The sequence below is a fragment of the Krasilnikovia cinnamomea genome (genome assembly GCF_004217545.1).
GTDB classification, from domain to species: domain Bacteria; phylum Actinomycetota; class Actinomycetes; order Mycobacteriales; family Micromonosporaceae; genus Actinoplanes; species Actinoplanes cinnamomeus.
The window spans coordinates 3,905,505-3,928,999 of record NZ_SHKY01000001.1 but is presented as its reverse complement, the minus strand read 5'-3'; the positions used below and the strand labels follow the sequence as shown (position 1 = coordinate 3,928,999).

Below are 23,495 nucleotides of genomic sequence, written 5' to 3'. Positions count from 1 at the left end.
GGATTCCTATGTCTTCACGGTCGTGAGGCGGGTGAATTCGCGGGGCAGGTCGTAGCCGTCCCAGATCGCGCTGAAAGTGAGCGCCGACCCGAACGGCACGATCCGGTCCACGCCGCGCCCGCCGAGCGCCACGGCGAAGGCCCGCAGCTCGTCGGGGGTGAAGCCGAAGTGGCTGACGGTCTGGTCCTGCCGGGTCATGGCCGGTACCAGGTCGGTCAGCGACTCCACGGCGGCGAACGGGAACGCCCCCGCCCCGATCCAGCGCCGGGGTGCGGCGGACACCCCGCTGAGGGTGAGTCCGGTGACCGCGTTGCCCGCGTGCCGCAGCCCGGTGGCCGCGCCGGTGGCGGCCAGCCCGTACGCGTGGACCCGCTTCTCCACCGCCATCGCCGCGTCCACGCTCCAGCCCTTCTCCGCGACGGCCTCGCCGAGCAGGGTCAGGAACTCGTCGGCGACCCCGTCGGGGCGCGGACCGACCAGGAACACCGTGCGCGGTGACGAGCAGGCGGCCTGGTCGAACCAGTACGCGTCGTTGGCGAAGCCGAGCACGGCCGCGCGCCGGGCGGCCCGGTCGGCGACCCGCCACCCGGGCACCGACAGCACCGCCCAGGACGTACGGTCGGGGAACGTGAGATCGCGCGCGGACGGGCGCAGCGGGTGCGCCCGGATGGTGTCCACGGCGGTGTCCCCGCCCCAGATGACCCGCAGGTCGCACCACGCACTGAGCGCAGCGGTGACGGCGTCGTCCCGGCCGTACGTGACCATCCGCTGGGTGCGGCCGATGACCGGGTCGGCTTCCGTGGCGTGCAACGCTTCCAGCACCACGTCGGCGGCGGCCGCGGAGCGTTCCGAGATGCGGACGACGTTGTGGTTTCCGGCGAGGGCGGACAGCGCCCACGAGTACACGAAGATGGTGTCCACGTTGGCGGGTGGGACGTGGAAGACGTTGCCCCGGGGGAAGACCAGCGCGTCGTCGTGGCGCATCCGGGCCACCGCACGCGCCAGTTCGGCGGGGCGCAGGAAGTAGCCGAGCGACCCCAGCTCCGGGTGCTGCCGGGCGACCGCCGGAGACAGCAGGCGGCGGGCGAAGCGGGCCAGGAAGTCCACCACCCGCTCGTCGCCGACCGCCAGCCGCTCGTGCGACGGCTCGGTCACATCCCCCGGCTCACCGAACCGAAACCTCACGCGGCCCTCCCCGAACGGTAGGTGTCGGAGCAGCCGCGCGCCTCGGCCCGGGGCAGCCGCCCCAGCACGGAGAACCGCTTGCCCGGCCAGTCACCGTCGTCGACGCCGTGCACCACCCCGAGGTCCTCGGTGAGCAGCACATTCCCCGGATACGAGGTGGGCAGGGTGCTCACCACCTCGATCAGGCCGGGCTCGCCGGTCGGCTGCTCCGCCCAGGTGTGCGGGTCGCGGATCACCACGTCCGCGAAGTCCGGGCAGTACAGCGAACCGCCCGAGGGTCCCTCCAGGAAGATCGTGCCGATCTGCTCGACCATGCCGTAGAAGTTGTGCACCCGGCTCAGGCCGACGTCGGCGGCGAGGCGGCGCCGGAACTCGGCGGGCGGCACCGCCCGGTCGACGAGCTTCTTCCAGCCGCCGGAGTGGATCAGGATGCCGTTGCTCAGATCGAGCCCGGCGTCGCGGGCCACCTCGTACAGGTGCAGCCAGACCAGGTAGGTGAAGCCGAAGATGAGGAACGGGGCGTCGCCGTGCCTGGCGAGGAAGCCGCGCACCGCCTCGAGGTCGGGACGCCCCTCGGGGTCGAGGGCCCACACGTGGTCGCGGCCGAAGGTGGCCATGCCGAGCACCCCGGCGCCACGGGCGCTGAAGGAGCGGCGGTCGGTGAGGATGCCCCGGGAGTCGACCAGCAGCATGGGCAGCCGCTTGTCGCCGAGCACGGTCCGCAGCGTCGCGCCGAGCTGCCGGGTCTGCGTGGCGGCGGCCTGCTTGTCGAGGTGGATGCGGCTCACCTCGCCGGTGGTGCCGCTGGAGGTGAGCACCTTGAACACCGCGTCGTCCGGGATGCTCTTCAGCACCAGGTGCTTGAACAGCCGGACCGGCAGCCACGGCAGCTCCGCGACGGCACTCGCGGTGGTGAAACCCTCGGCCGCGAGGATCCGATCGTACGGGGGGCAGTGGGCGCGGTGGTGCGCCACGAGCGCGGACAGCTCGGCCAGCAGCACCGGCTCGCGCTCCTTCTGGGTACGGGTGAACACGCTCACAGCGACGCTTCCAGCCTGCGGTAGTCGATTTTTCCGGTGGGCAGCAGCGGCAGGGCGTCGACCCCGCGCACGTCCAGCCCGGAGAAGTGGGTGTCGAGCCACCCGGCCAGCTCCCCGCGCACGGCCCGGGCGTGCTCCGCGTCCGCCCCCTCGACGAAGACGTGGATCCGGTCGTCGCCCGCGACGGCCGCGACGGCGCCGTGCGTCGCGAGGCCGCGTTCCACGTCGTCGAGGTTGACCCGGACCCCGAAGACCTTGCCGATCCGCTTGAGCCGCCCGGTGAGGAACAGGAACCCGTCGTCGTCGAGGTGGCCCAGGTCGCCGGTGCGCAGCACGCCGCCCAGGTCGTCGCCGCGCGCCAGGTCCCGCGCCGTCTCGGCGTACCCCATCATGACGTTCGGTCCGGTGTAGACGACCTCGCCGTCGCGGGTGGCCAGCGCGCCGCCGGGGATGGGCAGCCCGGCCGAGCCGAGCTTGTCGGCCAGCCGGTCGGGGGGCAGCACGGTCATCCGGGCGGTCGCCTCGGTCTGGCCGTACATGACGAACAGCCAGCCCCCGGCGGCGGCCATCCGGTCGCCGAAGTCGGCGACCAGTTCCGTGCGCAGCCGCCCGCCCGCCTGGGTGAGGGTGCGCAGGTGCGGGTAGCGGGCCGGGTCGAAGCGCAGCCGCCGCAGCATCTCGTACTGGTACGGCACGGCGGCCAGGGACGTGACCCGGTGGGTGTCCACCGCCGCCCAGAAGTCGCGGTGCAGCATGCCGGAGCGTTCCAGCACCACGGTCGCGCCGCGCAGCAGGTGACTGTGCAGCACGGACAGCCCGTACGTGTAGAACAGCGGCAGGGTGGTCGGCGCGGTCTCGGCGCCGGTGATGCCCAGGCTGGCGGCGATGGCCTCGGCGTTGGCCCGCACCGCGGCGGCCGACAGCCGCACCAGCTTCGGGTTGCCGGTGGAGCCGCTGGTGGTGAGCAGCAGGGCCAGGTCGGGGTGCACCGGGGCGGCCGGGGCCTGCCGGACCCACGTGTCCGCCCCGGCCCGGTGGGCGGCGGGCTCGGCCCGGTAGCCGTCGGGCGGGGCGCCGGTGACGCCGGTGACCAGGGCGGGCGCGAACCGCGCGATCAGGTCGTGCAGCACGGGCGCGGTCAGCTCCGGGTCGAGCAGGGCGACCGGGCGACCGGCGCGCAGCGCACCCAGGTAGCGGGCGACGGCGGGCAGCTCGGTCGGGGTGAGCGCGAACGCGACCCCGGGGGCGTGCCGGGCGAAGTCGGCGGCGGCGGCGTCGACCTGGGCGTGATCCAGGGTGGCGCCGGTCGCCGCGTCGAGGACGCGGGCGTCCGGGTGGAGCAGGTTCACAGCGTCAGTCCCCCGTCGACGCCCAGCACCTGGCCGGTGACGAAGCGGGCCCGCCGCGACAGCAGGAACGCGATCACGTCGGCGACCTCGGCGGGCTCACCGAGCCGCCCCAGCGGGGTGTCCGCGATCCGCCGGGCCCGGCCCGCGTCGTCGAGGCTGTCCAGCATGTCGGTGGCGATGAAGCCGGGGGCCACCGCGTTGACCCGGATGCCGCGCGGCCCGAGCTCCTTGGCGGCGGAGCGGGCCAGGCCGCTCACGGCCGCCTTGGACGCGGCGTACACGGACTGACCGGCCGCGCCGACCTCGCCGGTGACCGACGCCACGAGCACCACCGCGGGCTCCTTGCCACGGCCGAGCAGCCGGACCGCACCCTGCAATGTGTACGCCGCACCGGCCGCGTTCACCGCGAACAGCCGCTGCACCGTGGCGTCGTCGATCATGCCGAGCACCCCGGCGGCGTGGGTGCCCGCGTTGACCACGAGGGCGTCCAGGCGGCGGAACGTCTCGAACGCCAGCCGCATCACGGCCCGGCTGGTCGCCGGGTCGGCGATGTCCCCGGCGGCACTGACCGCGGACACGCCGTACTTGTCCGCGATCGCGGCGGCCACCGCGGCGACCGGCTCGGGGCGGTGGCCGTGCAGGACCAGGTCGTGGCCGGTCTCGGCGAGGCGGTGCGCCGTGGCCAGGCCGATGCCGCGGGAAGCCCCGGTGACCAGGGCGACCCGATCAGCCACGGCTCGACCACCCGTCGCTGGCAACCCCGTATTTACCCAGAATTTTCATTGCCTCGCTAAAGCTGGACATATTGATGACGTCCTCGGTGTCGATCATTACCGAGAATTCATCTTCCAGGGCCGCGATCAGCGACATGTGGGCGAGCGAGTCCCACTTCTCGTGGTCCTGGTAGTGCAGATCGTCCACGGGCGCGTCCGCGGGCAGGTCCAGCGCCGCACGGAACACGTCGCGCAGTCTCTGCAGGTCAGTCACGGTGTTACTCCAGGGGGTCAAGGGTGAAGGCAACCAACGTCCCCCACCACCCTAGTCCTCGCGACCAATCGAAGCTGAACAGGATGTGAATGGATGTTGGCGTTTTCCACAGCCCCTGGAATTGGTCCGACACGCAGTTATGCTTCCGGCCGAGTCGCCCTTCGGCAGCCACCCCCATGGAGTTATACGTGACCATTTCGAGCGGATCGTCGATCCTCGTGACCGGAGCCACCGGCTCGTTCGGCAAGGCCTTCCTGCGGCACGCACTGGCCAACCTGGACCCCCAGCGCATCGTCGTGTTCTCCCGCGACGAGCTGAAGCAGTACGAGCTGCGGCAGATGTTCGGCGACGACCCGCGGCTGCGGTTCTTCATCGGCGACATCCGCGACCGCGACCGCCTCGTCCGCGCCATGCACGGCATCGACCACGTGGTGCACGCCGCCGCGCTCAAGCAGGTCGACACCGCCGAGTACAACCCGTCGGAGTTCGTCGCCACCAACATCGACGGCTCGCAGAACGTCATCGACGCCGCCATCACCGCGGGCGTGCAGAAGGTCGTGGCGCTCTCCACCGACAAGGCCTCCAGCCCGATCAACCTGTACGGCGCCACCAAGCTGGTCGCGGACAAGCTGTTCATCGCGGGCAACCACTACGCCGCCCAGCACCCCACCCGGTTCGCGGTCGTGCGCTACGGCAACGTGATGGGCAGCCGCGGCTCGGTGGTCCCGCTGTTCCGCACCCTGAACGCCGAAGGACGCAGCCTGCCCGTCACGGACAAGCGGATGACCCGGTTCTGGATCACGCTGGAGCAGGCCGTGAAGTTCGTCGTGGACTCGTTCGACCGGATGCAGGGCGGCGAGCTGTTCGTGCCGCGCATCCCCAGCATGCGCATCCTCGACCTGGTCGAGGCCGTGGCCCCGGACGCACCCACGCACGAGGTCGGCATGCGCCCCGGCGAGAAGCTGCACGAGGAGATGATCTCCGCCGACGACAGCCGCCGCACCCTGCGCTTCCCCGACCGGTACGTGGTCCAGCCCGTCGTCGCCAGCTGGGGCTACCAGACCCCGACCGGCGGCGAGCCGGTGCCGGACGGCTTCAACTACCGCTCCGACAACAACGACCTGTGGCTGGAGGTCGACGAGATGCGCGACCTGCTGAAGGTTCCGTGATGCTGCCGTACGGGCGGCAGTCCGTCGACGGGTCCGACGTGGCCGCGGTCGTCGAGGCGCTGCGCAGCGACTGGCTCACCACCGGACCCCGGGTCACCCGCTTCGAGCGGGACCTGCAAGCCGTCGCCGGGGCCCCGTGCGTGACGGTCAGCAACGGCACCGCCGCCCTGCACACCGCGTACGCGGCCGCCGGGATCGGCCCCGGCGACGAGGTGGTCACCACGCCCATGACGTTCGTGACCACCGCGGCCACCGCCGCCATGCTCGGGGCGACCGTGGTCTTCGCCGACGTGGAGGACGACACCGCGAACCTGGACCCGGCCGCCGCCGAGGCCGCCGTGACCTCGCGCACCAGGGCGGTCACCGCGGTCGACTACGCCGGGCATCCCGCCGAGTACGACCAGCTCCGCAAGGTGGCCGACAGCGCCGGAGCGGTGCTGATCGCGGACGCGGCGCACGCCGTCGGGTCGGCGTACCGGGGGCGGCCGGTCGGGGCGCTGGCCGACCTGACCACCTTCTCCTTCTTCCCCACCAAGAACCTCACCACCGGCGAGGGCGGCGCGGTCGCGTCGACCGATCCGGCGCTGCTGGAGCGGGCCCGCACGTTCCGCACGGTCGGGCTGGTGCGCGACCCGGCCCGGCTGCGCCACCCCGACGAGGGCGGCTGGCACCAGGAGGTGCACGAGTTCGGCCTCAACTACCGGCTGCCCGACGTACTGTGCGCCCTCGGCAGCGCCCAGTTGCGGCGCCTCGCGGACTTCAAGGCCAGCCGGGCCCGGCTGGCCGCCCGCTACGACGAGCTGCTGGCGGACGTTCCCGGCCTGCGGCTGCCCGCCCGCCGGGCGTGGGCGGACCCGATGCGGCACCTCTATCCCGTACGGGTTCTCGGCGGCCGGCGCCGCGAGGTGTACGAGCGGATGCGCGCCGCGGGCATCGGCGTGCAGGTGAACTACCTGCCCGCGTACCGGCATCCGGTGTTCGAGGATCTCGGGTACCGGCGCGGCCTGTGTCCCGTGGCCGAGGCGTTCTACGCCGAGCAGCTGTCGCTGCCGCTGTTCGCGGACCTGACCGACACCGACCAGGACCGCGTCGTCGACACCCTGCGCACCGTGCTGGGGAGCTGAGGCCGGTGCACCACGCCAACCACTTCTACGGCCACGCCCACGTGCTGGCCGCGTACTGCGGGCTGGATCCGGACGACCCGCCGCGCATCGAGGGCTACCTGCAGCACGGCTGGAACGTGCTGGACGGTCTCGGCGCCGGGACGCCGTACGTGTCCGGGCGGCCCATCCTCGTGTGGTCCGAGCAGACCCGGCGGCGGGCGTGGTCGATGGGGCGGCGGCAGGCGACCGTCGTCGGGGCGCCGTTCCTCTATCTGATGGCGCTGCGGCCCGAGGCGCGGCCAGGGCCGCGCGAGGGGACGCTCTGGTATCCGTTCCACGGCTGGGAGAGCCAGCGCGTGCACGGCGACCACCGGCGGCTCATCGACGAGATCAGGGCCACCGAGCCGGGCCCGGTCACCTTCTGCCTGTACTGGCACGAATACCGCGACGAGCGGATCCGGGCGGTGTACGAGGCGGCCGGGCGGGTCATCTGCCACGGCTACCGCGGCCACCGGTGGCGCGACACCGACCCGGAGTTCCTGCGCCGGCAGCTCACCGAACTGCGCCGCCACCGCCGGGTCGCGTCGAACCGCCTGGGCAGCGCCATCCTGTACGGGGCCGCGACCGGCTGCGAGCCCGCCGTGTACGGCGACCCGATGCGCCTGGCCGGTGAGGACCGGGCGACCGCCGAACGCATCCGCCGCCAGTGGCCCGAACTGCACGGCGTACACCCCGATCCGGTCGCGGCCGCCGCGAGCGCGGCCGCCGAACTCGGCGCGGACAGCCTCGCCTCGCCCGCCGAACTGCGCGCCATCCTCGGCTGGCACACCCACCGCGGGCCGAAGCGGCGGGTCGCCGAGGCCGTCTCGTGACTCCACAGACGGTGCGGCTGATCGGCGGGGAGATGCCCGCCTGGTCCGACCGGCGGCCCGGCGAGCGGCCACCCGCCGGTGGGCCGGTCCTCGCCCATCTGCTCGGGCGGCTGGCCGCCCTGCTGCCCGCCGGGGGCCGGGCCCTGATCGCCGGACCGCACGACGACGCGATCCTGGCCGGGTTGGCCGCGCACACCGACGTCACGTGCCTGCTCCGGTCGCAGCCCGACGCGGACGGGCTGACCGGGCGCGGCGTCACCGTCCTGTGTGGCACTCTGGCCAAACTCACCGACACCGACCGGTACGACATCGTGGTCGCGCTCGACGGACTCGACCGGCTCTGTTCCGTGGAGGGCCCCCAGTACGACTGGGCCGAGGCCCTGCAGGTGCTACGCCGCACGTTGCGCCCCGGCGGCACCCTCCTGCTCACCGTGGAGAACGAGCTGGGCGTGCACCGGCTGGTCGACCGCACCGCTGCCACGTCCGCGCACACCGACGGCGTCTGGCGGCCGCTGGGCGAGTTCGACGAGTCCAGGCCGGGAAACCCGGCCCGGCTGTCCACCCGGCTGGCCGCCGAGGGGCTGGCGGTCTCCTGGCTCGCCGCGGTCTGGCCGCTGCCCTCGGCACCGACCCTGGCGGCCACCCCTTACGCCCTGCAGGACGGCCCGGTGGGCGCGCTCGCCGGGGCCGCCGCGGGCGCGGTCGGTGCCGCGTACGCGCGGCGGCCCGTGCTCAGCGACCCGCGCCGCCTGGCCGCGGCGGCCGTCCGGGGCGGCCTCGGCGCGGAGTTCGCCGCCGCGTGGATCGTCCTCGCCCACCGGTCACCGCGCCCGGCCCCCTCCCTGCCCCTGCCCCCCGCCCTGCTGAGCGGCGGCACCGACGGAAGCGCGACGGTGCTTGAGCTGAGCCGCGACCGGGACGGTGGCTGGACGCGGCGGGTGGTCGGCGGGACCACCGAGCCGACACCGCACCGCGATCCCGCCGCCCTGGACGGGCCGATGCCCGGCGGGCGGCTACTCGAAGAACTCCTGATCAGCGCGTGCCTGCGGCACGACCTTCCCCGGATCCGGCGGCTGCTCAGCGGCTGGTCGGCATGGCTGGCGACGCTGGACGGGCAGCGGGCGTACGCGACCGCCGACAACGTGCTGCTCGACGGCGAGGCGTACGCCCTGCTCGACCCCAGCCCGCGCGACCCGGACCCGCCCGGCGCCCCCGAGGCCGCCGTGGCGGCGCTGCGCCGACTCGCCCACACCCTGATCACCGGCGGATACGCCCACCCCTGGCCGGCCGCCACCGACCCGGACACCCTGACCGCCGTGCTGGCCGGAGCGGCGGGCCTCGGCCCGGACCTGCCCGGCACGCCGCCGCGCACCGGACCGGCCGAACCGGACTCGCTGCGCGAGCACGAGGAACAACTGCGCGCCCTGCGCGCACAGCTCGCGGACGCGACCGCCCGCACCGACTGGTACGAGCGGGAGCTGGCCCTGCGCGACGCCGAGTTGCGCCGCGCCCACCTGCAGATCGCCGTGTTCAGCGGCGGCCTCGGGCACCGGCTGGCCCGGCTCGGCCTGACCGCCGCGCGGCGGGCCCTGCGCCGGTCCCGGACCTGACCCGCCATCGGTCACCAGCGGAGGAAATCCATGCGCACCCTCGGAATCGTCCAGGCCCGGATGGGCTCGTCCCGGCTGCCCGGCAAGGTGCTACGTCGGCTTGGCGGCCGTACGGTGCTGGAACGGGTCGTCCGCGCCGCGCAGGCCGCCGGCGTGCTGGACGGCGTCGTCGTGGCCACCACCGACGAGTCCCGCGACGACGCCGTCGAGGCCGAATGCGCCCGGCTGAAGGTGGCGTGCCGGCGCGGGCCCACCGACGACGTGCTGACCCGGTTCCTGGGCGTCCTCGACGCGCACCCGGCGGACGCGGTGCTGCGCTTCACGGCCGACTGTCCCCTGCTCGACCCGCGCCTGGTGCGGCTGGCCGCCACGGTGTTCGCCGCGACGCCCGGCCTGGACTACCTGAGTACCTCGATCGCCCGCACCCTGCCGCGCGGCCTGGACGTCGAGGTGGTCCGCGCCGACGTGCTGCGCACCATCGACCCGCTGGCCACCGCACACCACCGCACCCACGTCACCTCCTACGTGTACGCCCACCCGCGCGACTTCGCGGTGCTCGGCCTGACCCTGCAGCCGGACCTGTCGGAGCTGCGGCTCACCCTGGACACCGAGGACGACTGGCGGCTCATCGAGGCGATCGTGGAGCATTTCGGCGACGAGCCGGTCGACGTTCGCGTCCTCGCGGACTGGCTCGCCGACCGGCCGGAACTGACCACGCTCAATGCCCACGTACGCCAGAAGGAGCTGCAGCAAGCTTGATTACCGTCGGGATCCGTTGTGACGCCGGGCCGCGTACCGGGGTGGGGCATCTGGTGCGTTGCGTGGCACTGGCCGAGGAACTCGTGGGCCGGGGCGTGACGGTGCATTTCCTCAGCGACCTGGGCGGTGTCGCCTGGGCGCGGGCCCAGTTGGAGCAGCGCGGCCTGCCCTGGCATCCGGCCCCGTACGACGAGGTCGGGCTGGTCGCGGCCGCCGCGCGGCTGGGCCTGGACGCGCTGGTGACCGACTCGTACGAACTGCCACCGGCACACGCGGCAGCCGTCCGGGCCACCGGACGCGTCGTCCTGACCATCGTGGACGGCGACCTGCTCGGCCAGCCCGCCGACGTGTACGTCGACCAGAACCTCGACGCCGAGCTGGTCGCGCCGGACCTGCCGCCGGGCGCGGTCCGGCTGGCCGGGCTGGACTACGCGCTGCTGCGAACGGCGGTGCGCGCACGCCGTCCGGCCGCGCCCCGGGACACGGGCTCCGGCCGTACGCCGAAGGTGGTGGCGTTTTTCGGCGGGACCGACGCCTTCCGCGCCGCCCCCGTGATCGGGCGCCTGCTGGTCGCGACCGGGGCGCCCTTCGACGCGACCCTCGTGGCCGCCGACGACGGCCTGCGCGACGACCTGCTGGCGGTGGCGCCCGCCGCCGGTCAGCGGCTGCGGGTGATCGCCCCCACCGACGACCTGCCCGCCCTGCTGGCGAACGCCGACCTGGCGGTCAGCGCCAGCGGCACCTCCACCTGGGAACTGCTCTGCCTCGGCCTGCCGGCCGCGCTGGTCCGGGTCGTCGATAACCAGATCCTCGGGTACGAGCGCACGATCGTGCGCGGGCTCGCGGCCGGGCTCGGGCATCTGCCCGCCCTGCGCGTGCCCGGAATCGCGGCGGACACGGCCGTGCGGGTGCTGCGCGACCTGCTCACCGATCCGGCCGCCCGGGCCGCCCTGGGTGCGCGCGCGTGGGCCGCGGTGGACGGGCGCGGCCCGGAACGAACCGCCGCCGCGCTCCTGGCCACGATCCGCTCCACGTCCGTGTCACACCGGAAAGGCTGCTAGAACATCAGGTACGGCGGTCACGACCGACCTCCCGGTGCGTCAGGCCACGGGTCCTTGGCACTCTCGTCGCGGTGCAGGACATGCACGGTCTCGACACGATCGCTGGCGATGACGTACTCGGTGACCTCGACCGGTTGGTGGTCGGTTCCGGACGTGCCCACCCGCACGATCTCCAGAACCGGCAGGCTGGTGGGGATGTCGAGGAGAGCGGCCTCGTCCTTGGTAGGCATGCGCGCTCGGTGGATCTCCGTCCAGCTGATCGGCCAGTGCCCGGACTGTTCGATGCGATAGAGCCACTCACCCGCCGCGGGGTTCGCATCGACGTCGGCGACGATGTCGGCGACGCGGGGATGAATCCAGGAAATGTTGATCTGAAACGGCGCCTCGGACGCGGGTCCGGTCACCCGGAACCTGCGCAGCACCGACGTGCCGGGCTTGACGCCGAGGAGCGTGGCGAGTCGCGGGTCGTCGAGTGGCGCCGGGGCGTTGACGGCGTCACCGTGACGAACCCAGACCTCCTGACCACTCGCCGACGGAAACGAGTAGCCGATGACCTGTTCGTTGCGCCTGACCAGGTCGCCACGAGGAGGACGCGGGCGCACCATTCCGAGCCGCACCGTGATGCCTCGGCCCTGGACCGCCCAGACGTAGCCCTCCGCCTCGAGCACGGCGACGGCTCGGCCGATCGTGTCCCGGTTGGCGCCGTACTCCGACGCGAAGTCATCCAAGCGGGGTAGCCGGGTGCCCGGCGCCCACTCCCCGGCCTCGATACGTGCACGAATCTTGGAAGCAATATCGCGATAGCGCGAGTGCACGGGCAAGACAACCCCTCTTCTTCGCGATTATCCCAAGACAAGCTTGACACCCCTCAAGATTGTCCCCAGACTATACGCACACATTATCCTCCGACAATCTTCGAGAACCGAGCCTCCACTGCGGATCATCCGGCTTGTGGGTCCACACCGCGCGCACAACGACCGAGGCGCGCGACGGATTCCGACTCTCCAGCGGCCGTTTCGGCTGAGATTGGACAGGACATGAATGCGAACGGCTGTGATCCACTGATCGAGATCGCTGAGAAGGTCGCGTTCTGCTTCTCGGAACGCGGCTACGCCTTCGTCGAGGATGACAAGGTGGAGGCGCTGGCCGACACCCTCGGCTCCTTCCTGAAAACCGCAGGAATCCCGGTGCACGCCGTCGCGGATGACACCTTCCCCGATTCCTGGTGACCAGCCCGCCGGCACCGCGATGGCGGAGTCCGGGCCTCTCGGGCCGGAACTCCGCCATCAGAGGGCCCGGGTCAGTTTCCCGGGCGGCGGCTCACGGATTGACGGTCCACCCGACCAGTTGGGTCGAGTGCGTGTCGCCGTTGAAGAGCCGCAGCTCCCACACCCCGTTCGCCGGTTCCGTTGAGGCATCCACCGTGAAGGTCTCGTCGAGGCTTGCCCGGTGCCGGTCGTAGTTGGCCTTCTTGACCACTCGGCTGTAACCGTTCGGGGTCAACAGGACGACCTGCAGGGGTTCGACGTTCTTGCCCCGCAGGTGGAGCTCCACCGTGGTCCGGCTGGATGCGCGTCGGTCACAGCCGGACACATTCACCCAGCTCTTCGCGGTCGTGATCCATGGCGCCCAGACCGGAACATCGGTGCGGCCGGAGCAGCCCGGCTGATGTCCGGGAATGGTGAGCGTGAAGATCGACTCCTGTTCGTTGACGGAACTCCGGCCGACCACCCGGATCGGATAGGTGCCGGGAGGCGTGTACTTCGTGGTCTGGACCGTCAACGTGGAGGTTCCGCCTTCACCGACACTCCAGGGGCTGAGCGTCGCCGTCATGTCGGCGGGGAGCTTGGGCGCGAAGAACGAGATGTTGTGGCCCTCGCCGGCCGCGGTGATGGTGGTGGTGGCCGATCCCCCGGGTTCGACGGTGGCCGCCTGGGGGCCGACGGCCATGGTGAAGCCCGTGACGGTGAGGTCGAAGGTGGCGTACTGCGTGAAGAACTCGGGGCCGTTCATGTGCGCCATGACCTCGATCCGATGCGTCCCGGACCGCGCGTCCGGGTTGACACGCATCGTCATCGTCGTCGACTCACCCGCGGTCAGCTTCGGGCGCTCGAACGTCACCTCCGCCGAGATGCCGGTGAAGGCGCTCAGCTCCAGGGCGACGGGCTGCCGGTCCGTGCTCATCTCGGTCTGCACCGCTACGGTCACGGTGCCACCCGGCTGGATGGTCGTTGTGGACGGTGTCGCGCTGACCGAGTAGGGCGGCTCAGCCGCGGCGGCCGGCGCGGCACTCACGATGGCCGACATCGCCAGCAGGCTGGCGACGACACCGACCCGCATCACGGCATGGCGCCCGCGGCGTACTGATGTGGTGATGATGAGCTCCTTGTACGAGGCCAGGACGAAGCGCCCTGGCGGGCAGCGGGACAACGCCAACTGTCGATGGGTTAGACGGATGTGAATCGAGCGACGTCACGACGGTCTCGGCCCTGACGTGGGAAGACGTGCCGCCCTTGCTAATGACCGACCGGTCAGTCACTATCGCATACATGTACTTCAGTGATCAAGGCTCCGGCACCCCGGTCCTGCTGCTGCCGGCCAACGGGCACGACAGCCGCGACTACGCGGGCGTCGTACCGACGCTGAGCGGCCGCAACCGGGTGATCGCGGTGGACTGGCCCGGCTTCGGGCGCACACCCGCGCCGGAGCCGCCGGGCAGCGCCAGCGCGGGCGCGTTCGCGGCGGAGCTGGCCGCGCTCGTGGAGCGGCTGAACCTGCCCGCGGCACACATCATCGGCAACTCGATCGGCGGATACGCGGCGGCCCGGCTGGCCATCGAGGCGCCGCACCGGGTCCGGTCACTGGTGCTGGTCAGCCCCGGCGGATTCCCCGTCCTGGGGTTCGGCGACCGGTTGTTCATCTCGCTGCGGGGACGCCCCGGCGTGACCCGGTTGATCAACCGCCGGTTCGCCTCCTCGTACCTGCACCTGCGTACACCACTGACCCGGCAGATCATCGAGCGCGCGACCTACCGTCGCGGTGACGTGCGGGCGGTCATCGACGCCGCGATCTGGCGCAGCTTCCGGGACCCCGACTTCGACCTCCGGTCATTGGCCGACCAGATCACCGCGCCCACCCTGGTCGCGTGGGGACGCCACGACCCGGTCTTCGGCGCCCGGGCCCGCGCCCAGGTCGCCCGCAGTCTGCCACGGGCCAGTACGATCACCTTCGACACCGGGCATGTGCCGTTCGCCGAGGATCCGGCGGCGTTCCTCGCCGAGGTGCAGCCGTTCCTCGACCGCGTCGAAGGCGATGCCGCGCACGCCCGCGGTGACCAGATGGATGGGCGCGGCGGCAGACAGGGGATCTGATGGCCCGGGTCCGCGACCCCGAAGGCAAGCGGGCGGCGCTGCTGGCGGCCGGGCTGCGCCTGGCCGGCCGGGGTTTGCAGGGGTGGAGCATCAACGCCATCACCGCCGAAGCCGGTGTGGCCAAAGGTACGTTCTACGTGCACTTCGCCGGGCGGGCCGAGTATCTGCTCGCCCTGCACCATCTGTTCCACGAACGCGTTCTCGGCGGCATGGGCGACGCCGTCGGAGACCAGCCGCCGGGTCGCGCCGCCCTGTTGGCGGGTGCGCTGGCGTATCTCGACGGCTGCCTGAACGAACGCGCGGTCAAGGCGCTGCTGCTGGAGGCGCGGATCGAACCGGTGATCCAGGCGGAGATCGGGGCGCGCAACGAGATGGTCGCGGTGCTGACCGAACCGCATTTCGCGGCGATGGGGTGGCGCGAGCCGCGCACCTGCGCCCGCCTGTTCATCGCCCTGGTGGCCGAGGCGGCGCTGCTGGAGCTGCCCGGCGGCGTCCCGGACCCAGCGGTACGCCGGGCGGTGGCCGAGTTCCTCGACCGCACCCGAGAAGGTTGACGGCTCTCCGGTTCGGCTTTCCCCGCACAGTCGCGCACCGTTAACTGGTCCCACGACAGGTCCCGGGCAGCGAGGAGCCGACAATGTTCAAGCTCAGCTTGGTGGAACGCAGGTTCGCGGCCTTCATGCGCACGCCATTGTCGGTACGCGCAGCGATGGCCGTCATCGTCTCCGCGACCGTGGTCAGCGTCCTCGCCGGTGGCATCCTCATCCGGATCGTCGACCCCGAGGAGTTTCCCGATGTCGGCACCGGACTGTGGTGGGCCCTGCAAACGGTCACCACGGTCGGCTACGGCGACGTGGTCCCCGAGAAGGCGGTCGGCCGCGTGGTGGGTGCGCTGTTCATGCTGGAGGCCATCGCGTTCGTCGCGATCGTGACCGCCGCGATCACCTCAAGCTTCGTGGAACGCGCCCGGCAGGAGCGCGCGGCCGGCGCCGACGCCCAGCAGCACGCGGAGGCGGATCCGATCGCCGCGCAGCTCGCCGACCTCAAGGCGCAGCTGACCCGCATCGAGCGGCTGCTGGAGCACGCGCGGAGCACGCCACCGAACAGTTGATCACTAGGGCACGGTCATCGGCCGTGCGGTGCCGGGGCCGCGGCGGCGAGCGCCGTGTGGATCATGTCGCGGACCGAGCCGTCCGGGTGGTCGGTCCAGTGCTGGATCGCCACCCGCACCGTGGTGAGGTACGTGGCCGCGAGGACCCGCGAACGCAGCTCCGCGTCCGGGCCGGTGAGCCGGGTGGCGAGCTCGGCGGCCAGCTCCCGCTCGACCGTCGCGTACGCCGCGATCTGCTGCGCGGCCAGCGCCGGATGGGCGCGTAGCCGACGTCGCTGGGCCAGCCAGGCGGGGTCGAGGTCGGCGTACCACTCCGTGATGAGCTGGTCGGCGACCCGGGTGAGCGCCACCCACGGCACCTCGTCGGCGGGCTGGGCGCGGACGAGCCGCACCAGGCAGGCCACCCGGACCGCGTCGGCGTACGCGATGGCCTCCTCCTTGCCGGAGAAGTAGTTGAAGAAGGTACGCCGGGAGACGTTGGCCGCGTCGGCGATCGCCTCGACCGTCAGGTGGTCGAAGCCGTGCTCGGCGGCCAGGCGCATCGCCGCTTCGTGCAGGGCCAGCCGCGTGGCGGCCTTCTTGCGTTCGCGCAGTCCGATCGCCTGGGTCACGACCTGAGGCTACTCGACGTGAATTAATTCTCACAAGGCAAAGTTGCATACTGAGCAAGATTCGGTAGATGCTCGTACGGACCAACCATCTGGGCTGGAGGCCGCGCGATGAGCGCTCGCACCACCGCCGCGCTCGACGCGCAGCCGATGACCCACCGGCAGACCCTGGAAGCGCTCAGCGGGCTGCTGATGGTCCTGTTCGTCGCGATGCTGTCCAGCACCGTCGTGTCGGTGGCCCTGCCGACGATCATGGGGGCGCTGAACGGGTCGCAGATCCAGTACACCTGGGTGGTCACCGCGACGCTGCTGACCGCCACCGCGGCCACGCCGATCTGGGGCAAGCTCGCCGACCTGTTCAACAAGAAGCTGCTGATCCAGATCGCCATCGTGATCTTCGTGGTCGGATCGGTGATCGCGGGCCTGTCGCAGAACGCGGAACAGCTCATCGCCGCCCGCGCGTTCCAGGGCCTCGGGGTCGGCGGCCTGCAGGCCCTCGTGCAGGTCGCGATCGCCGCGATGATCCCGCCCCGCGAGCGCGGCCGGTACAACGGCTATCTCGGTGGCGTCATGGCGCTGGCCACGGTCGGTGGCCCACTGCTGGGCGGCGTCATCGCGGACACGTCGTGGCTGGGCTGGCGGTGGTGCTTCTACGTCGGCGTGCCGTTCTCCGTGGTCGCGTTCATCCTGCTGCAGATCACGCTGCACCTGCCCACGCTCAAGCGGGACCAGGTGAAGATCGACTACCTGGGCGCGAGCCTCATCGCCGCGAGCGTCAGCGTACTGATGATCTGGATTTCCTTCGTCGACGACTCCTTCGGCTGGCTCTCCTGGCAGACCGCGGTCATGGTGGGTGCGTCGGTTGCGTTGCTGGCGCTGGCCATCCGGGTCGAGTCCCGCGCGGCCGACCCGGTCGTCCCGCTGGGCATCGTCCGGGAACGCACCACCGCCCTGGCGATCCTCGGCAGCCTCGCGGTCGGCATGGCCATGTTCGGCGGCGCCGTCTTCCTCGGACAGTATTTCCAGATCGGCCGCGGCTACAGCCCCACCGAGGCGGGCATGTTGACCATCCCGATGATGGCGGGCGTCGTCCTGTCGTCCGTCATCGCCGGGCGGCTCATCACCCGCAGCGGCCGGGTCAAGCCCTACATCGTGGCCGGCTCGCTCATTCTGGTCGCCGGCTTCGCCGCCCTCGGCACCATCGACCACGAGACCTCGCTGACGCTGGTCGGCGCCGCCATGTTCGTCGTCGGCGTCGGTGTCGGCATGACCATGCAGAACCTGGTGCTGGCCGTGCAGAACACCGTCGCCCTCAAGGACATCGGCGCGGCGAGCGGCACGGTGGCGTTCTTCCGGTCGCTGGGCGGCACCATGGGCGTCTCGGTGCTGGGCGCGATTCTCGCCCACCGGGTCACCGACCGGGTCACGCGCGACCTCGCCGCCATCGGCGTGCACCCCACCGGCGGTTCCGGCGGCGGCAGCCTCAACCTCGGCGCGCTGCCCGAGCCGATCCGGCACATCATCCGCGCCGCGTACGGCGACGCGACCGGTCACATCTTCCTGATCTCCGCCGCCATCGCCGCGATCGGTGTCGTCGCCGCACTGCTGCTGCCACAGATCACGCTGCGCACCAGCCTCGACCTGAACGACACCACCCGATCGGCCGCCGTCGCCGCCGACGCGTTCGACGGCGCTCCCGCCTTCGACGAGGTCCCCGTGGACACCGACCGCTACAGCACCCCGGCCTCCCGCTGACCTGCCGGCTGACGGGAGGGGCCAGGTGACTGTGGCGACGGGGATACGCGATCAGGACGGGGAATCCGTTGAGCTGGCGGAGCCCACCCCCGCCCCGCAACCCACGGCACGACGGCGCCGCCGGCCGCCGTGGTGGCTGCGCCTGACGGTGCTGGCGGTCGCCACCGTCGCCGCCGGGTTCACGCTGCGCGGACGCATCCCGGCGCCGCGCGACGTCGCCGGGATGCTGGCCGACGCGGACCTGCGCTGGATCGCCGCCGCCATCCTGCTGCAGTTCCTGTCCCAGGTGGCGTTCGCGCTGCAACAGCGCCGCCTGCTGGCGGGCGCCGGCGTCCGGCTGCCGGTACGGCAGGCGGTGGCCATCACGTACAGCCGTTCCGCGATCAGCATGGTGCTGCCCGCCGGGAGTGCGATGTCCGCCGCGTTCGCGATTCGTCAGTACCGGCGCCACGGCGCGGCGACCGGCACCGCGACCGCCGTGACCGTGCTCTCCGGGCTGGCCTCCGCTGCCGGGCTCGCCCTGCTGGCCGGAGCCGCCTTCGCGTCCCGGACCACGGCGTGGCTGATCCGGGCCGCCACCGAGCGGCCCGGTCCGCTTCTCGCCTCGCTGGCGGCGCTCGCCGTCGTCGGCGTCATCGCGCTCACGGCGCACCGGTGGCGGCACACGGTCGGCCGCACCGTGACGCGGTGGTCCATGGTGGCCCGCGCCGTCGAGCAGGCGCGCCGGGCCGCCCGGGACGTGCGCTCCGTCAGCCTGCGGGACTGGGCCGCCACCATCGCGTACGCGGCCGTGAACTGGCTGCTCGACCTGGCCTGCCTGGTCGCGGCCGCGCACGCGGTAGGCGTCGAGGTGCCCTGGCGGCATCTCGCCACCGCCTACCTGGCCGTGCAGATCGCCCGGCAGATCCCGCTCACCCCGGGCGGCATCGGGCTGATCGAGGCCAGCCTGCTCACGGCGCTGGTCACCGGCGGGATCGCGGAGGCGGGCGCCGCCGCCGTCGTGCTGGCCTACCGGCTCATCTCCTTCTGGCTGATCCTCCCGCCGGGACTGACCGCATACGTACGGCTCCGCCGCCGCCCCGCCACCGCCCGATTCACCTCGTCGCGAGCGCCGCGCGGCAACGCTTGACGTGTTGCGACACCCCGGTCGGCCAGCCGCCCGGGCCCTGGTCGAGGGTGGCCGCGCGGCGGCCCGCGAGCAACACGGCCAGTTGGTCAGTCATGCGGTCCCGCGAAGCGACGCAGGTACTCGTCGAGATCGATCTCGGGCTTGGGAGCGGGGCGCACCTCCATCATGAGCCCGAGCGCCCGGATCACCTTGACGACCAGGCCGACCTCCGCCGTGACCTTGCCGCCCTCGAAGTCGGACAGCCATCGCCGGCTCACCCCCGCACGGGCGGCGACGTCGGACTGGCTCAGCCCGGCGTGGCGACGCTCCTCGCGCAGAAAGAGGCTGAGATCGTGCGCCGTGTCGATGCGCATCGCCACCCCCTGAGAACGTACGCGCTCAACCTACCATCTGAGCACGTACGTGCACACCAACCTAATTGAGAACGTACGCGCTCACGGGACGGGTGACGCGACTTGACGAAGCCGTGGCCTCGAGTTCGCGCGACCGGGTTCGCGTGCACAACGCGAACACCCCGGCGGGCTAGGGTCCGGGAATGGCTCTCGTGCGGTACGGCACCGCGACCGGCCGCTGGGTGCTGCTGGCCACCGTACTCGGCTCCAGCCTCGCCTTCATCGACGCGACCGTGGTCAACATCGCGCTGCCCGCGATCGGCCGCGACCTCGGCGCGGACGCGGCCGGCCTGCAGTGGACCGTGAACGGCTACGGGCTCAGCCTCGCCGCCCTGGTCCTGCTCGGCGGCGCGCTCGGCGACCGGTACGGCCGACGCCGGATCTTCCAGCTCGGGGTGGCCTGGTTCGCCGCCTCGTCACTGCTCTGCGGGCTCGCCCCGACGACCGAGTTGCTGATCGTGGCCCGGGTGCTGCAGGGCATGGGCGGTGCGCTGCTCACCCCGGGCGCGCTGGCCATCCTGGAGGCGTCGTTCGTACGCCAGGACCGGTCCCGGGCGATCGGCGCGTGGTCCGGGCTGGCCGGCATCGGCGGGGCGCTCGGGCCGTTCCTCGGTGGCTGGCTGGTCCAGCTCGGGAGCTGGCGGCTGATCTTCCTCATCAACGTGCCGCTGGCCCTGGCGGTCCTGGCGGTCACCGCCCGGCACGTGCCGGAGTCGCGGGACACCACGGTCACGGGCCGTGGTGTCGACCTCGCCGGGGTGCTGACCGGGGCGGCCGGGCTCGGCGGGCTCACGTACGGGTTCACCGCCTGGCCGGAACGCGGGGCGGACAGCCCGGTGGTCCTCGCCTCGCTGGCCGTCGGCATCGCCGGGCTGATCGCGTTCGTGCTGGTCGAGCGCCGGGTGGCGCACCCGATGCTGCCGCTGGACGTTTTCGCGTCGCGGGCCTTCAGCGCGGCGAACGTCGTGACCTTCCTGGTGTACGCGGCCAACGGCGGCGTCTTCTTCCTCGTGGTGCTGAACCTTCAGGTGGTCGCCGGGTTCCCGCCACTGGCGGCCGGGATCGCACTGCTGCCGGTGACCGTACTGATGCTGTTGCTGTCCGCCCGGGCCGGGATGCTGGCCCAGCGGATCGGGCCGCGCATCCCGATGACGGTCGGGCCGCTGGTGTGTGCGGCGGCGCTGGCCTGGCTGTCGGCGATCGGGCCGGGCGCGTCGTACACGGTGGACGTGCTGCCGCCGGTGGTGCTGTTCGGTCTCGGCCTGGCGATGCTGGTGGCGCCGCTGACCGCGACCGCGCTGGGTGCGCTGGGCGACACCCGGGCGGGCATCGCCAGCGGCGTCAACAACGCGGTCGCGCGGGCGGCGGGGCTGCTGTCGGTGGCGGTGCTGCCGCTCGCGGCCGGGATCGGTGGCGGCAGCCTGACCGATCCGGTGGCGCTGCACCCGACCTACCGGACCGCCCTGCTGATCTCCGCGGGCCTGATGGTCGTGGGCGCCGCGGTGGCCGCGGTCTTCGTGCCCCGCCGCCTGCACGAGGCCACGCCGGAGGCGGCGGGGACGCCGGAGACCCCGGTCCGGAGCTTCTGCGACCCCGCCGGGCCGCCCCGGCACCCCACCCCGGAACACGTCTGAAGGGTCAGAGGTGGGCGGTGATCCGGCGGGCCGGGCCGTCCACGGTGACGGAGCCGCCGTACGGCAGGATCCACTGCGGGTCGGTGTGTCCGAAGTCGACACCGAAGACCACCATCGCCTCGGGGTGGTAGTCGCGTAGCGCGCGCAGCACCGCCTCGCGCTGCTCGTCGCGGTACCTGGCGCGTTCCTCGGGCGGGCGCGGGGCGGAGAACGACGACGCTTTGGCGGTGCCCACCAGGATGGCCGGGAACTGCGCCAGCAGTCCGCGTTCTCCGGCGTTGCGCAGGATCCGGAACACCTCGGTGTCCGGCGGCATCTCCTCCGAGGTCTCCAGCAGGAGCACGCAGCCCGCGTAGTCGTCCACCGGGCGGATCCACCGGTCGGCAGCGAGCTGCCAGTGCAGGATCTCCAGGTTGCCGCCCCAGGTCGGCGCGGTGACCACCCGGTCGGGCTGGTGCCACACCCAGCCGGGGCTCGGTACGTGCGGCAGCGAGCTGGTCAGCGAGGCGGGGTCGTGCCAGCTCAGTTCCTCGTCGCTGAACTCCTCGACCGGGGTGATCTCCAGGTCGCCCGGGGTGAACAGGGCGGCGCGCAGTGATCCGGCGGAGACCGGGTGCGGGCCCGCACCGCGGGCGACATGCACCATGGTCGAGCCGCCGTGGTAGGCGGCGACACCGTGGTGCCACAGCCAGATCAGCAGGTTGGTGTTGTCGGAGTACCCGAAGAACGGTTTCGGGTCGGCTTGGAACGGCGCCGGGTCCAGGTGCGGCAGCACGGTGATCTGGTCGTCGCCGCCGATCGTGGCCAGCACGGCCCGGATGCCGGGGTCCGCGTACGCGGCCATCAGGTCGCGGGCCCGCTCGGCGGGGGCGGCCCCGAGCTGCCGGGTGGTGGGGTACTCGACCGGTTCGAGGCCGAAGTCGTCGCGCAGCCGCCGCATCGCCTGCTCATGCAGGTCCGGGAATTCGGCCGGGGCGGCGAACGACGGGGAGACGACCGCGACGCGGTCACCCGGGGACAGCTTCGGCGGCGTACGGAACGTGGGGCGCATGTCTCCATCAAAGCCGACCCGGCAAGCCGATTTCGGGCGGATCGGACCCCCGTGATGGGCGAAGGCGACTGACCTTGACAGGAAAAGTTCGATAGTGAGTGAATGTGTTTCCGGCCAGTTACCACCATCGATCTATTCCTTCCGCTCGTTAGGAGATCGTCATGAGCGTTGCGTCCGGCCGTTGGCGGCCGGCGGCCGCCATCCTCGGTGCGGCCCTGCTGTTCCTCAGCGCCTGCGCGAAGTCCGAGGACGGCGACACGGCCACCAGCGGCGCTTCCGCGGCCGGGGCCCAGGTCGTCGCGTCCGCCGCGCCGGGCGGCGCGACCTGCACCCTCGATCAGTACGGCGGCACGAAGGTCGAACTCAGGACGGCGAAGGTGGGCTTCTCCCAGTCGGAGAAGGAGGCCAACCCGTTCCGCATCGCCGAGACGCAGTCCATCAAGGACGAGGCCGCCAAGCTGGGCATCACGAACCTCACGACGACGAACGCGAACTCACAGTTCAACAAGCAGATCAGCGACGTGGAGCAGATGCTGGACTCCGGGGTGCAGCTGCTGATCGTGGCGCCGCTGAACTCCGACGGCTGGGACTCGGTCTTCGCGAAGGCGTCGGCCAGGAAGGTCCCGATCGTCACCATCGACCGCAAGATCAACGCTGCGGCCTGCAAGGACTATCTGACCTTCATCGGCTCCGACTTCGCCGAGCAGGGCAAGCGGGCCGCCGACGAGATGGCCAAGGCGATGGGCGACAAGGGCACCGTCGCGATCCTGCTGGGCGCACCGGGCAACAACGTCACCACGCTGCGGACCAGCGGTTTCAAGGACCAGATCGCGAAGGTCGCGCCGGACATCAAGATCGTGTTCGAGCAGACCGGCCAGTTCTCCCGCGAGGAGGGCCAGAAGGTCACGGAGCAGCTCCTGCAGTCCAAGTCGGACATCAACGGCATCTACGCCGAGAACGACGAGATGGCGCTCGGCGCGGTCGTGGCCCTCAAGGGCGCGGGCAAGAAGGCGGGTGACGTCAAGGTCGTCTCGATCGACGGCACGAAGGGTGCGGTCCAGGGCATCGTGGACGGCTGGATCAACGCGGTGATCGAGTCGAACCCCCGGTTCGGCCCGCTGGCCTTCCAGACCGCCACCACGTTCTTCGCGGGCCAGCCGGTCCCCGCGGACATCGTCATCCAGGACCGTCAGTACGACGCGAGCAACGCGAAGACCGATCTGGCCAGCGCGTACTGACCGACGCGCAACGAACCGGCGTGGCGGCGCCGGGCGGACCCGGGGCGACCCGGGGGCGCCGCCACGCCTCG

Annotated in this window: 24 protein-coding genes; 14 read left to right on the top strand and 10 right to left on the bottom strand. The window is 72.1% G+C overall.

Annotated features, from left to right (window positions below; all coding sequences use genetic code 11):
* Positions 1-6: 6 nt before the first annotated feature.
* From EV385_RS17775 to EV385_RS17755, 5 genes are read right to left on the bottom strand one after another with little or no spacing between them, the layout of a single operon-like run.
* Positions 7-1,185: an acyl-CoA reductase gene (locus tag EV385_RS17775; protein WP_130510476.1), complete on the bottom strand. Its 1,179-nt coding sequence runs from the start codon at positions 1,183-1,185 to the stop codon at positions 7-9.
* Positions 1,182-2,225 carry a LuxE/PaaK family acyltransferase gene (locus EV385_RS17770; protein ID WP_130510475.1) on the bottom strand — a complete coding sequence of 348 codons (1,044 nt, stop codon included), beginning with the start codon at positions 2,223-2,225 and terminating at the stop codon, positions 1,182-1,184. Before EV385_RS17770 ends, EV385_RS17775 begins: the two co-directional genes overlap by 4 nt.
* Positions 2,222-3,574 (bottom strand): AMP-binding protein, encoded by a 1,353-nt coding sequence (locus EV385_RS17765; RefSeq protein WP_130510474.1) that lies wholly within the window; start codon positions 3,572-3,574, stop codon positions 2,222-2,224. The genes EV385_RS17770 and EV385_RS17765 overlap by 4 nt, the downstream gene beginning before the upstream one ends.
* Complete coding sequence (locus EV385_RS17760) at positions 3,571-4,308, bottom strand: SDR family NAD(P)-dependent oxidoreductase (RefSeq protein ID WP_130510473.1); 738 nt, start codon at positions 4,306-4,308, stop codon at positions 3,571-3,573. Before EV385_RS17760 ends, EV385_RS17765 begins: the two co-directional genes overlap by 4 nt.
* A complete protein-coding gene (locus tag EV385_RS17755) occupies positions 4,301-4,561 on the bottom strand; it encodes an acyl carrier protein (protein WP_130510472.1) in 261 nt (86 codons plus the stop codon). The genes EV385_RS17760 and EV385_RS17755 overlap by 8 nt, the downstream gene beginning before the upstream one ends.
* Before the next feature lie 194 nt (positions 4,562-4,755).
* On the opposite strand from EV385_RS17755, the gene pseB reads away from it, so the two are divergent.
* Genes pseB through EV385_RS17725 form a run of 6 tightly spaced genes read left to right on the top strand, consistent with a single transcriptional unit; the run spans position 4,756 to position 11,135 of the window.
* Positions 4,756-5,730, top strand: a complete 975-nt coding sequence (pseB, locus tag EV385_RS17750) for a UDP-N-acetylglucosamine 4,6-dehydratase (inverting) (protein ID WP_130513387.1) — start codon at positions 4,756-4,758, stop codon at positions 5,728-5,730.
* Entirely contained in the window at positions 5,730-6,854 is a 1,125-nt protein-coding gene (locus tag EV385_RS17745; RefSeq protein ID WP_130510471.1) for a DegT/DnrJ/EryC1/StrS family aminotransferase, read from the top strand. The genes pseB and EV385_RS17745 overlap by 1 nt, the downstream gene beginning before the upstream one ends.
* A gap of 5 nt (positions 6,855-6,859) precedes the next feature.
* On the top strand, positions 6,860-7,705 hold the full coding sequence (locus EV385_RS17740; RefSeq protein ID WP_130510470.1) for a hypothetical protein: 846 nt from the start codon (positions 6,860-6,862) through the stop codon (positions 7,703-7,705).
* Positions 7,702-9,315 (top strand): class I SAM-dependent methyltransferase, encoded by a 1,614-nt coding sequence (locus EV385_RS17735; RefSeq protein ID WP_242624937.1) that lies wholly within the window; start codon positions 7,702-7,704, stop codon positions 9,313-9,315. Before EV385_RS17740 ends, EV385_RS17735 begins: the two co-directional genes overlap by 4 nt.
* A 30-nt stretch (positions 9,316-9,345) precedes the next feature.
* Entirely contained in the window at positions 9,346-10,074 is a 729-nt protein-coding gene (locus EV385_RS17730; RefSeq protein WP_130510469.1) for a cytidylyltransferase domain-containing protein, read from the top strand.
* Complete coding sequence (locus tag EV385_RS17725) at positions 10,071-11,135, top strand: PseG/SpsG family protein (protein WP_130510468.1); 1,065 nt, start codon at positions 10,071-10,073, stop codon at positions 11,133-11,135. The genes EV385_RS17730 and EV385_RS17725 overlap by 4 nt, the downstream gene beginning before the upstream one ends.
* A gap of 17 nt (positions 11,136-11,152) precedes the next feature.
* On the opposite strand, the gene EV385_RS17720 is transcribed toward EV385_RS17725, so the two are convergent.
* Positions 11,153-11,950 (bottom strand): GntR family transcriptional regulator, encoded by a 798-nt coding sequence (locus tag EV385_RS17720; protein ID WP_278045028.1) that lies wholly within the window; start codon positions 11,948-11,950, stop codon positions 11,153-11,155.
* Positions 11,951-12,172: 222 nt separating this feature from the next.
* Between EV385_RS17720 and EV385_RS17715 the strand changes: the two genes are divergently transcribed.
* Positions 12,173-12,364 (top strand): hypothetical protein, encoded by a 192-nt coding sequence (locus EV385_RS17715; RefSeq protein ID WP_130510466.1) that lies wholly within the window; start codon positions 12,173-12,175, stop codon positions 12,362-12,364.
* A 91-nt stretch (positions 12,365-12,455) separates the two neighbouring features.
* Here the strand turns inward: EV385_RS17715 and EV385_RS17710 are convergent, their stop codons facing one another.
* Entirely contained in the window at positions 12,456-13,475 is a 1,020-nt protein-coding gene (locus EV385_RS17710) for a proprotein convertase P-domain-containing protein (protein WP_130510465.1), read from the bottom strand.
* A gap of 209 nt (positions 13,476-13,684) precedes the next feature.
* On the opposite strand from EV385_RS17710, the gene EV385_RS17705 reads away from it, so the two are divergent.
* The 3 genes from EV385_RS17705 (at position 13,685) to EV385_RS17695 (ending at position 15,617) form a co-directional block, all read left to right on the top strand.
* Positions 13,685-14,506 (top strand): alpha/beta fold hydrolase, encoded by an 822-nt coding sequence (locus tag EV385_RS17705; RefSeq protein WP_165449523.1) that lies wholly within the window; start codon positions 13,685-13,687, stop codon positions 14,504-14,506.
* Complete coding sequence (locus tag EV385_RS17700) at positions 14,506-15,060, top strand: TetR/AcrR family transcriptional regulator (RefSeq protein ID WP_130510463.1); 555 nt, start codon at positions 14,506-14,508, stop codon at positions 15,058-15,060. The genes EV385_RS17705 and EV385_RS17700 overlap by 1 nt, the downstream gene beginning before the upstream one ends.
* Before the next feature lie 83 nt (positions 15,061-15,143).
* Positions 15,144-15,617, top strand: a complete 474-nt coding sequence (locus tag EV385_RS17695) for a potassium channel family protein (RefSeq protein ID WP_207229862.1) — start codon at positions 15,144-15,146, stop codon at positions 15,615-15,617.
* A 14-nt stretch (positions 15,618-15,631) separates the two neighbouring features.
* Here EV385_RS17695 and EV385_RS17690 read toward each other — a convergent pair whose 3' ends face one another.
* Positions 15,632-16,228 (bottom strand): TetR family transcriptional regulator, encoded by a 597-nt coding sequence (locus EV385_RS17690; RefSeq protein ID WP_130510462.1) that lies wholly within the window; start codon positions 16,226-16,228, stop codon positions 15,632-15,634.
* Positions 16,229-16,336: 108 nt separating this feature from the next.
* Between EV385_RS17690 and EV385_RS17685 the strand changes: the two genes are divergently transcribed.
* Both EV385_RS17685 and EV385_RS17680 read left to right on the top strand, forming a co-directional pair.
* Positions 16,337-17,980 carry an MDR family MFS transporter gene (locus EV385_RS17685; protein WP_130510461.1) on the top strand — a complete coding sequence of 548 codons (1,644 nt, stop codon included), beginning with the start codon at positions 16,337-16,339 and terminating at the stop codon, positions 17,978-17,980.
* A gap of 25 nt (positions 17,981-18,005) precedes the next feature.
* The gene (locus EV385_RS17680; protein WP_165449522.1) at positions 18,006-19,109 is read left to right on the top strand and encodes a lysylphosphatidylglycerol synthase transmembrane domain-containing protein; all 1,104 of its coding nucleotides are present in this window, start codon (positions 18,006-18,008) and stop codon (positions 19,107-19,109) included.
* An 86-nt stretch (positions 19,110-19,195) separates the two neighbouring features.
* On the opposite strand, the gene EV385_RS17675 is transcribed toward EV385_RS17680, so the two are convergent.
* Positions 19,196-19,462 carry a helix-turn-helix domain-containing protein gene (locus EV385_RS17675; RefSeq protein ID WP_130513384.1) on the bottom strand — a complete coding sequence of 89 codons (267 nt, stop codon included), beginning with the start codon at positions 19,460-19,462 and terminating at the stop codon, positions 19,196-19,198.
* 182 nt (positions 19,463-19,644) lie between these two features.
* Between EV385_RS17675 and EV385_RS17670 the strand changes: the two genes are divergently transcribed.
* Positions 19,645-21,135, top strand: a complete 1,491-nt coding sequence (locus EV385_RS17670; protein WP_130510459.1) for a DHA2 family efflux MFS transporter permease subunit — start codon at positions 19,645-19,647, stop codon at positions 21,133-21,135.
* Between the two features lie 4 nt (positions 21,136-21,139).
* On the opposite strand, the gene EV385_RS17665 is transcribed toward EV385_RS17670, so the two are convergent.
* Complete coding sequence (locus EV385_RS17665; protein ID WP_130510458.1) at positions 21,140-22,186, bottom strand: S66 peptidase family protein; 1,047 nt, start codon at positions 22,184-22,186, stop codon at positions 21,140-21,142.
* Between the two features lie 161 nt (positions 22,187-22,347).
* Between EV385_RS17665 and EV385_RS17660 the strand changes: the two genes are divergently transcribed.
* Positions 22,348-23,424, top strand: coding sequence for an ABC transporter substrate-binding protein (locus tag EV385_RS17660; protein ID WP_130510457.1), 1,077 nt, complete (start codon positions 22,348-22,350; stop codon positions 23,422-23,424).
* Positions 23,425-23,495: the final 71 nt, after the last annotated feature.

Bases quoted from the DNA above. Each gene is read 5' to 3' on its own strand.
- EV385_RS17685 (WP_130510461.1), top strand. From the start codon at position 16,337: ATGAGCGCTCGCACCACCGCCGCGCTCGACGCGCAGCCGATGACCCAC.
- EV385_RS17710 (WP_130510465.1), bottom strand. From the start codon at position 13,475: ATGCGGGTCGGTGTCGTCGCCAGCCTGCTGGCGATGTCGGCCATCGTG.
- EV385_RS17660 (WP_130510457.1), top strand. From the start codon at position 22,348: ATGAGCGTTGCGTCCGGCCGTTGGCGGCCGGCGGCCGCCATCCTCGGT.
- EV385_RS17675 (WP_130513384.1), bottom strand. From the start codon at position 19,462: ATGCGCATCGACACGGCGCACGATCTCAGCCTCTTTCTGCGCGAGGAG.
- EV385_RS17705 (WP_165449523.1), top strand. From the start codon at position 13,685: ATGTACTTCAGTGATCAAGGCTCCGGCACCCCGGTCCTGCTGCTGCCG.
- EV385_RS17700 (WP_130510463.1), top strand. From the start codon at position 14,506: ATGGCCCGGGTCCGCGACCCCGAAGGCAAGCGGGCGGCGCTGCTGGCG.
- EV385_RS17665 (WP_130510458.1), bottom strand. From the start codon at position 22,186: ATGCGCCCCACGTTCCGTACGCCGCCGAAGCTGTCCCCGGGTGACCGC.
- EV385_RS17715 (WP_130510466.1), top strand. From the start codon at position 12,173: ATGAATGCGAACGGCTGTGATCCACTGATCGAGATCGCTGAGAAGGTC.
- EV385_RS17670 (WP_130510459.1), top strand. From the start codon at position 19,645: ATGGCTCTCGTGCGGTACGGCACCGCGACCGGCCGCTGGGTGCTGCTG.
- EV385_RS17695 (WP_207229862.1), top strand. From the start codon at position 15,144: ATGTTCAAGCTCAGCTTGGTGGAACGCAGGTTCGCGGCCTTCATGCGC.
- EV385_RS17730 (WP_130510469.1), top strand. From the start codon at position 9,346: ATGCGCACCCTCGGAATCGTCCAGGCCCGGATGGGCTCGTCCCGGCTG.
- EV385_RS17745 (WP_130510471.1), top strand. From the start codon at position 5,730: ATGCTGCCGTACGGGCGGCAGTCCGTCGACGGGTCCGACGTGGCCGCG.